Annotated in this window: 8 protein-coding genes; 2 read left to right on the top strand and 6 right to left on the bottom strand. The window is 69.7% G+C overall.

The window, feature by feature from the left end:
• On the bottom strand, positions 1-763 hold a 763-nt coding region (locus NON22_RS16380; RefSeq protein ID WP_257388017.1), incomplete at its 3' end, for an RNA methyltransferase.
• A gap of 168 nt (positions 764-931) precedes the next feature.
• On the opposite strand from NON22_RS16380, the gene NON22_RS16375 reads away from it, so the two are divergent.
• On the top strand, positions 932-1,735 hold the full coding sequence (locus tag NON22_RS16375; protein WP_257388016.1) for an inositol monophosphatase family protein: 804 nt from the start codon (positions 932-934) through the stop codon (positions 1,733-1,735).
• Positions 1,736-1,810: 75 nt separating this feature from the next.
• On the opposite strand, the gene NON22_RS16370 is transcribed toward NON22_RS16375, so the two are convergent.
• The 5 genes from NON22_RS16370 to yajC all read right to left on the bottom strand — a co-directional run bounded on the left by NON22_RS16370 (position 1,811) and on the right by yajC (position 7,918).
• Positions 1,811-2,542, bottom strand: coding sequence for a hypothetical protein (locus tag NON22_RS16370; protein ID WP_257388015.1), 732 nt, complete (start codon positions 2,540-2,542; stop codon positions 1,811-1,813).
• A gap of 155 nt (positions 2,543-2,697) precedes the next feature.
• Complete coding sequence (locus tag NON22_RS16365) at positions 2,698-4,248, bottom strand: tetratricopeptide repeat-containing sulfotransferase family protein (RefSeq protein WP_306673857.1); 1,551 nt, start codon at positions 4,246-4,248, stop codon at positions 2,698-2,700.
• A gap of 377 nt (positions 4,249-4,625) precedes the next feature.
• On the bottom strand, positions 4,626-5,606 hold the full coding sequence (secF, locus tag NON22_RS16360; protein ID WP_257388014.1) for a protein translocase subunit SecF: 981 nt from the start codon (positions 5,604-5,606) through the stop codon (positions 4,626-4,628).
• An 18-nt stretch (positions 5,607-5,624) separates the two neighbouring features.
• Positions 5,625-7,490: a protein translocase subunit SecD gene (gene secD / locus NON22_RS16355; RefSeq protein ID WP_257388013.1), complete on the bottom strand. Its 1,866-nt coding sequence runs from the start codon at positions 7,488-7,490 to the stop codon at positions 5,625-5,627.
• Between the two features lie 92 nt (positions 7,491-7,582).
• Positions 7,583-7,918 carry a preprotein translocase subunit YajC gene (gene yajC, locus NON22_RS16350; protein ID WP_257388012.1) on the bottom strand — a complete coding sequence of 112 codons (336 nt, stop codon included), beginning with the start codon at positions 7,916-7,918 and terminating at the stop codon, positions 7,583-7,585.
• Between the two features lie 152 nt (positions 7,919-8,070).
• Between yajC and NON22_RS16345 the strand changes: the two genes are divergently transcribed.
• On the top strand, positions 8,071-8,295 hold a 225-nt coding region (locus NON22_RS16345), incomplete at its 3' end, for a hypothetical protein (RefSeq protein ID WP_257388011.1).

The raw sequence follows: 8,295 nt of genomic DNA, 5'->3' as shown, positions 1-8,295 counted from the left end.
GGCCGCGCCCGGCCTGGCCGGCCAGCCGCGCCATGCGCTGCGCGTCGGCGAGGATGCCGCGCAGCACGCGCAACTCGCGCGCGTCGGGCCGGGCGCGCAGGAACAGCTTGCGCAGACGCAGCATGATCGTCGTCGGCGAGCGGCCCTTGTGGAAATCGATGTCGTCGAGGGTCGTGGCCAGGTGCGCGAAGAAGCCTTCCATCTCGCCGGCGCTGGCCGGCGGATCGCTGCGCAGCGGCGCCGGCGCGGCCGGATTGTCGAGAAAGCCGATGCGCAGCTCGTAGGCCAGCACCTGCACGGCCTGGGCCAGATTCAGCGAGCCGTAGTCCGCGGCCGTAGGAATGTGCACGGCGCCGTGGCACAGCGCGAGTTCCTCGTTCTCCAGGCCGGTGCGTTCGTTGCCGAACACGATCGCAATCTCGCCGCCGGCCGCGGCCGCCTCGCGCACGGGGCCGACGAACGAGCGCGGCGTGTGTTCCCGCAGCGCGACGGCGCGCTGGCGCGCGGTCGCGCCGTAGACGGCCTCGCAGTCGGCGACGGCCGTGCGCAGATCCGGCACGACGACCGCAGCGTCGAGCACCGCGTCAGCGCCGGCGGCGAAGGCCGTCGCCTCGGGATCCGGATAGCGCTGCGGCGAGACCAGCACGAGCCGGCCGAAGCCCATCGTACGGATCGCGCGCGCGGCGGCGCCGATGTTGCCGGGCTGGGAAGTGCGCACGAGCACGAAGCGCAGGCGCGCGGCGAGGGCGGAAATGTCGGTCATGGGTTCACGGCGGCGGCGGCACGCGGCCGGCAAGCATACGCGCCGGGCCGGCCTGCGCGCAGCCGGCCCGGTTTTGGCGCTCCGGGCCGCTTCTGCTACCCTTCGCGCCCCGCGCCGGCCCCGATGCCCGCGCCGCTCTTTCTTCAAGCCAATCCGACCGGAGTTTCCATGCCCCGCCCCGCCATCAACGTCGCGGTCCGTGCCGCACGCGCCGCCGGCAACCTGATCGTGCGCAACATCAACCGCGTCGAGGGGCTGGCCGTGCTCGAGAAGGAGCGCATGGACTTCGTCTCCGAAGTCGACCGCATGGCCGAGCAGCTGATCATCCGCGACCTCAAGCGCGCCTACCCCGGCCATGCCTTCATCGGCGAGGAAACCGGCGAGACCGGCAAGTCGCGCCAGACCTGGGTCATCGATCCGCTCGACGGCACGCACAACTTCCTGCGCGGCTTCCCGCACTTCTGCGTCTCGATCGCGATGCTCGAAGGCAACGAGCCGGTCTACGGCGTGATCTACGATCCGCTGCGCGACGAGACCTTCACCGCGAGCAAGGGCGACGGCGCCTTCCTCAACGAACGCCGCATCCGCGTCAGCGCGCGCGAAGGCGTGGCCGGCGCGCTGCTCGCCACGGGCTTCCCGTACCGCCAGCGCCGCCACCTCGGCGCGCAGATCGACATGACCCGCGCCCTGCTCGCAAGCGCCGAGGACGTGCGCCGCACCGGCTCGGCCGCGCTGGACCTGGCCTACGTGGCCTGCGGCCGCATCGACGGCTACTACGAAACCGGCCTCAAGCTCTGGGACATGGCCGCGGGCTGTCTGATCGTGCGCGAAGCCGGCGGCCGCTACTGCGACATGGCCGGTCGCGACGGCCTGCCCGAGTCGGGCAACCTCGTCGCCGGCGGCCACAAGGTCGCGTTCGGCATCGTCGAAACGATACAGCCCGTGCTGACGCCGGAGCTGCTGGCCGGCTGACTGCCCGCCGCTCCCGATGCACAAGAAAAACGCGGCTCACGGCCGCGTTTTTCGTTGCAGCGCCGGGCCGCGCGATCAGTCGATGCCGAAGGACTGCAGGCTGACCGGCAGCACCTGGCCCAGGAGCCGGAACGCATAGTCCGGCTGCGTGAAGCCGCAGGACGTGTTCGGGCTCCAGGCGGTGCAGCCGCTTTCGAAACCGTCGCCCGGGTTGCGCCACTGGCCGATCGCGCCGGCCTGCGGCGTGGACAGATTCCAGTAGTAGTCGCCGCCGGATGCGCCGAAGTCGTAGATGGGCTGGTAGGTGATCCAGTATGTGCCGGCCGCGGTCAGATCGCAGACGCCCGGCAGGTTGACGGTCGCGATCTGCGTCGACGTGTTGTAGGCGACGGTGACCGACGGATAGTTGCAGACCGTCGTTCCCGGAACGCCCGCGGCATTCGCGTAGATACGCACATTGCCCACGGTCGGGAACGCGCCGGTCGTGCCGTTGCCGACGAACGCCGCGAATTCGACCGTGCTGATGCGCCAGCCGGCGGCCGGCACCACGAAATCGTCGGCGCCTTCGGAATCGTACGGCGCGCCGCTGGACGAGGAGAACTGCGACGACAGCGCGCCGTTCGTGCTTACCGTGCCGAGCTGACTGTAGAGCTCGACCGCGCCGCCCAGAGGCGCCTGCGGCTGGGCCGGACGCGCGGCGACCGCACGACGCGACGCGCTGTCGCGGCCGGCCGCATCGGCCGGTGCGGTCGTCACGGTGGCGACTGCTGCCGCAGCGGCGGCGAGAAGCATTGCAGTGGATTTCATTGCAGACCCCTTAGTTGTTTTGGATACCCCGCCCCCAGGACGACCAGGTTTTCCGACCTGGGCCGGAGGCGGCCGGACCGCGCTTTCGCTGCATGACCTCGACAGCGGAAAAAAGCTGGCCAGTCTGCGATATAGCCGCGCCGGCTGCGATTCCGCTATAGGCCATTGGTTGGGTGCGGCGGCAGTTCCAGCGCTGTGCGCAGCCGGCGTTCGGCCTCCGGATAGCGGGCCGCACGTACGTGCGCCGCGCCGATCGGCTGACGCACCTGGGCCGCGCTGGCCGTACGCACGCTGCGTGCGACCCGGTGCGGTTCGCGGCAGGCGGCCTCGAACGGCAGCCCGCAGAACGCGAGCAGCTCGCCGATGCGCCGCTCGGGCTCGCGCACGAGGTCTTCGTAGCGGCTGTCGAGGAAGTGTTCCGGAAACTGCTCCGCCCATTGCCGGCTCAGGCGGTCGTAGCTGCGCCACTGGCGGGCGAGATCGTCGAGGTCGTAGGAATACTCATGGCTCTGGGCGAACAGCTGGCGGAAGCAGGACAGGCAGTTCTCGACCGGATCGCGGCGGCAGTTGACGATGCGCGCGGCCGGCAGCATGCGCCGTATCGCGCCGACCAGCGGCCAGTTGGCCAGACTCTTGTCGGTGAACCGCGGCGCGGCGCCGCGCCAGCGTGCGGCGCGCGCGAGATAGTCGCGGCCGAGGCGATCCCAGTCCGCCGCGTCGGCGTCGGCGACCCAGTGCGGAAACAGGCTGCCGCGCCGCGCCGATTCGGCATCGATGACCTGCGCCAGGTCCGGCATCTCGCCGGCCGCGTCGACCTGGCTGTGCGCCGCGAGGATCTGTTCGGTCAGGGTCGAACCCGAGCGCGGCAGGCTCACGACGAAGATCGCCTCGGCGCCGAGCTGCGGATCGAGCGGCGTCGACGGCGGCGGCATCGCGAAAGCGGCGCCGATCTGTTCGTAGTGCCGGGCCAGCGCGTCGGGATCCCAGCCGGCGAAGCCCGCCCGCTTGAGACGGTTGGCCCGGACCAGCGCGGCATAGGCTTCGTCGTAGCGGCCCAGATCGTCCAGTGCCTTGGCCGCTGCGAAACCGAGAAAGACGCGCTGCTCGTCGGTCAAGGTCGCATCGCCGAGCAGGTGCTGCAGACGCCGCGCCTGCTCGGCGTCGAAGCGGTAGGTCTTCAGATCGGCCAGCGCGTACCACGCGCCGCCGGCCGTCGGCTCGTCGCGGACGGCCTGCTCGAACGCGGCGACGGCAGCGTCGACCTGCCCGAGCGATCGCAGGGTCTCGCCGAAGGTCACGCGCGCGGGCACGTGGCCGGCATCGAGCTGCAGCGCACGCTCCAGCGCGGGCAGCGCGAGCTCCAGACGTCCCTGCGTCTTGTACATCTTGCCGAGGTTGTACCAGGCGGCCGTGAGCGTCGGGGCCAGGACGACGGCACGGCGGAACGCGTCTTCGGCGGCCTCGCCGTCGCCGCGCGCGCGTTGCGCGCTGCCGAGGTTGTTCCAGAGCAGCGCGTCGTCGGGCGCCGACTGCAGCGCCTGCCGGTAGGCATCGACCGCATCGTCGTACTGGCCGCTCTTGTGCAGCACGATGCCGAGCATTCGCAGGGCTTCGGGATGCGCGGCCCGGGCCTGCAGCACCGGGGTCAGCGCGGCCACGGTCTGCGGCAGGCGGTCGGCGGCGAGGTGCTCGGCCGCCTCGGCCATCCGCCGCCGCAAGGTCGCAGGCAGATCGGCATGACGTTCGGGCTGGGCGCGGCCTGCGGAGGCGGCGGCACGGGCAGGAGGCGACGAAGACAAGGCGGCAGGCACTCGGAACGCTGAGCGGGCCGTACACCTTACCAGCCCTGCACCGCATGTGCGCCGGCCCCGGGACCGGTAGGGACGCGCGGCGCTGGCTCGTCCCGGAGACTGCACCGCGGAGGACGCTGTCCGCGCCGGCCGCGCCAACGTCGCGCCGGCGGTCTCTCCCGTTCCTGCCCTCCCCTCCGCAGGCGGGCGGCGTCCCCGCGGTGATCCTTCGCCGGAAAACGAAACGGCCCGGTTGCCCGGGCCGTTCGCGAAATCCGGTCCTCGCGCGGGCCCTACGGCCGCGCGGCGAGCTCCGGATCTTCCTTCGTCCGCGGCATGAGGTCCTGCTTGGACACGCCGAGCCAGAGCAGGATCGGGTTCGCGAAGAACACCGAGGACAGGGTGCCGACGAAGATGCCGATCAGCATGATCAGGCCGAAGTTCTCGAGCGCCGGACCGCCGACGAAATACAGCGTGCCGACCGCGAGGCTCGTGGTCAGGCCGGTCATGATCGTGCGCGACATGGTCGAGTTGATCGAGCGGTTGAGGATCTCGTACGGCTCGCCCTTGCGCGAGGAGCGGAAGATTTCGCGCACGCGGTCGAACACGACGACCTTGTCGTTGATCGAGTAGCCGACGACCGACAGCACGGCGGCGAGCGCCGGCAGGTCGAACTCGCGCCCGGTCAGCGCGAAGATGCCGACCGTGATCAGGGTGTCGTGGATTTCGCTGGCCACCGCGGCAACGGCGAAGCGCCATTCGAAGCGCAGCCACAGGTAGGCCATGATGCCGAGGATCACGAACAGCACGGCCACGAGGCCCTGCTCGCGCAATTCCTCGCCGACGCTCGCGCCGACGAAGTCGCTGCGCTTGACGTTGACGTCGCTGCGGCTCTTGGTCAGCGCGGTCAGCACCTCGGCGGCGATCTTGTTGGTCGCGACCTTGGCCTCGCTGCTGCCGGCCGTGGGCTCGGCGGCGGACGCGGTCTCGGCGTGCGGCTTGATGCGGATCGCGTAGTCGGTGCGCGTGCCGAGGCCCTGCACGACGGCGCCGGTGAAGCCCGCGGCGTCGAGCGCGGCGCGAATGTCGGCGATCTCGGCCGGCTCCTCGTAGTGCACTTCGATCATCGCGCCGCCCTCGAAATCGAGGCCGTAGTCGAGGCCGCGCACGAAGATGATCGCGGCCGACAGGACGACGAGGATGGCCGAGATGATCAGGCTCGGCTTGCGCCAGGCCATGAAGTCGATGTTGCTCTGGGACTTGAAGAGTTCCATGGGTGTCGAGCTCCTGGATCAGACCGACAGGGTCTTGACGCGGCGGCCGCCGAAGATCAGGCCGACGAGCACGTGGGTGACCATGACCGAGGTGAACATCGAGGTCACGATGCCGATCGCGAGCGTGATCGCGAAGCCTTTGATCGGGCCGGAGCCGAACGCCATGAGGCCGAACGCGGCGATCAGGTGGGTCACGTTCGCGTCGAGAATCGTCGCCCAGGCCTTGTCGTAGCCGCGGCTGATCGCGGCCATCGGCGTGGAGCCGTTGCGCAGCTCTTCGCGTATGCGTTCGCAGATCAGCACGTTCGCGTCGATGGCCATGCCGAGCGTCAGCACGATGCCGGCGATGCCGGGCAGGGTCAGGGTCGCGCCGAAGATCGACAGGATCGCTACGAGCAGCACGAGGTTCAGCAGCAGGCCGACGTCGGCGATCAGGCCGAACAGCTTGTAGTAGATGCCGACGAAGACGACGACGAGCAGGACCGCGAGGATCACCGCGAACACGCCCTTGCCGATGTTGTCGGCGCCGAGGCTCGGACCGATCACGCGCTCCTCGACGATGTCGACCGGCGCGGCCAGCGAGCCGGCCTTCAGCAGCAGGGCCAGCTCCGACGCTTCCTTCATGCTGTCCAGGCCGGTGGTCTGGAACTGCGGACCGAACACGCCCTGGATCGTCGCGATGCTGATGATCTCTTCCTTCGTCTTGAAGGTGCGAACTTCCTTGCCGTCGACGGTCTTCACTTCCGGAATGCGCTCCGTGTAGACCACGGCCATCGGCTTGCCGACGTTGCCCATCGTGAAGTCCAGCATGCGCTGGCCGCCCTTGGCGTTGAGCTTCATCGACACGGCCGGCGTGCCCGTGGTCGGGTCCGGTATCGAAGCCGCGCTCACGAGGTCGTCGCCGGTGACGATGGTCTTCTTCTTCAGCAGGTGCGGCGAGCCGCTGGTGCGGTGGTAGTACAGCCGCGCATCGGCCGGCGCGGACGCCGTGCCGCGGGCGACTTCGGCCGCGAGCGTCGGCGACGACGGGTCGACCGCATGCCATTCCAGGGTCGCGGTCGCGCCGAGCAGTATCTTGGCCTGGACCGTGTCCTGCACGCCGGGCAGTTCGACGACGATGCGCGAATCGCCCTGCTGGGCGATGACCGGCTCGCCGAGCGAGCTGATGCGGTTGCGCAGGGTGCCGACGTTCTGGCGGATCGTGTCGCGCGCGATCTCGCGCAGCTTCACGTCGCTGATCTTGGCCACGAGCGAGAACGCGTTATCGGTCGCGTTGCCGTTTGAGATCTGCAGCTCCGGAGCGACCTTGCCGACTTCGACCGCGAGGCGGTCGCGGTCGGCCGCGCTGCGCGCGACGGCGACGATGCCCTGCGGCGAGCGGCTGACGCTGACGCCCGGGATCTTCTTGTCGCGCGCGATCTGGGCGATCTCGTCGCTGTACTGGATTTCCTGCTTGTCGAGCACGGATTTCTGGTCGACTTCCATCAGGAAGTGCACGCCGCCCTGCAGGTCCAGGCCCAGCGGCATGCTGTGGGCGTAGATCGCCGTGAGCCAGTGCGGTACGGTCGAAGCGAGGTTCAGCGCCGCCGTATAGCCTTCGCCGAGGCCCTCATGCAGCGCTTCGGCCGCGGTCGGCTGCACTTCGGTGCTGCCGAGGCGGACCAGCAGGCGCTCGCCGTCGAGCTCGACCGACTTGAACGCGATCTTCTTCGTTTCGAGGATGCCCTGCGCCTTTTCCTTCAGCGCCGTGTCGACGGTGAAGCCGCGGTTGGCCGAGATCTGCACGGCCGGTTCCTTCGGGAACAGGTTCGGCAGCGCGTAGAGGAATCCGAAAAACAGCGCCACGGCGACCAGCGCGTATTTCCAGCGGGGAAACTCGTTCATGCCATGAATCCCAGGTTGATGCGGCAGGCCCTTGCCCGCCCGCGTCGACGTATCGAAAAACGAACGGCGCCGGAGTCAGCGGCGCCGCGAGGTCAGGCGGATTTCAGGGTGCCCTTGGGCAGCACGGCCGTGATGGCCTGCTTCTGCAGCTTGACGACGACGTTCGGCGCGATCTCGACGCTGACGTAGGACTCGCTGATCTCGACGACCGTGCCGAGCATGCCCGTGGTCGTGGCCACTTCGTCGCCCTTGGCGAGCGCCGCGAGCATCGCGCGCTGTTCCTTCGCGCGCTTCATCTGCGGGCGGATCAGCATGAAATAGAAGATCGCGAACATCGCGATCATCATGAAGATCGAGCTCATGCCGCCGCCCGGGGCCGGGGCGCCCGGCGCCGTCTGCGCCTGCGCGGTCGAAATCAGAAAGTCCATGGGTTTTCTCGCTGGTTGGAGGCCGGGCCAAACGACGCCCAGGCTTGCAAAGTCCGGCAGTATGCCATGCGGCAGGACCCGACGCACCGCAGGGCGTGGAGGCTAGGACCGGCCGGTTCAAGGGCGGGGCCGGCGCCGCCTACAATCGGGCCATGTCCTTGCACCGCATCTACGGCGGCCTGGTCCTGGCCGTCCCGCCGCGCGCGAGCGCGAGCGGCGCCATCCGTCCGTGCCCGCTGCCGCCGCTGCTGTATCTGCCGCTCGTCGACGAGCGCGGCGGCGTGTTGCACCGCCGCATCGACGTCGGCGGGCGAGTGCGCCGCGGCGAGCCGCTGGCGCTGGCCGGCGACCAGCTGGCCACGGCGCTGCCGGCGCCG

This window comes from Tahibacter caeni (genome assembly GCF_024609805.1).
GTDB classification, from domain to species: Bacteria; Pseudomonadota; Gammaproteobacteria; order Xanthomonadales; family Rhodanobacteraceae; genus Tahibacter; species Tahibacter caeni.
The sequence above is the reverse complement of the archived record's forward strand: the minus strand, read 5'-3'. Positions and strand labels throughout refer to the sequence as shown.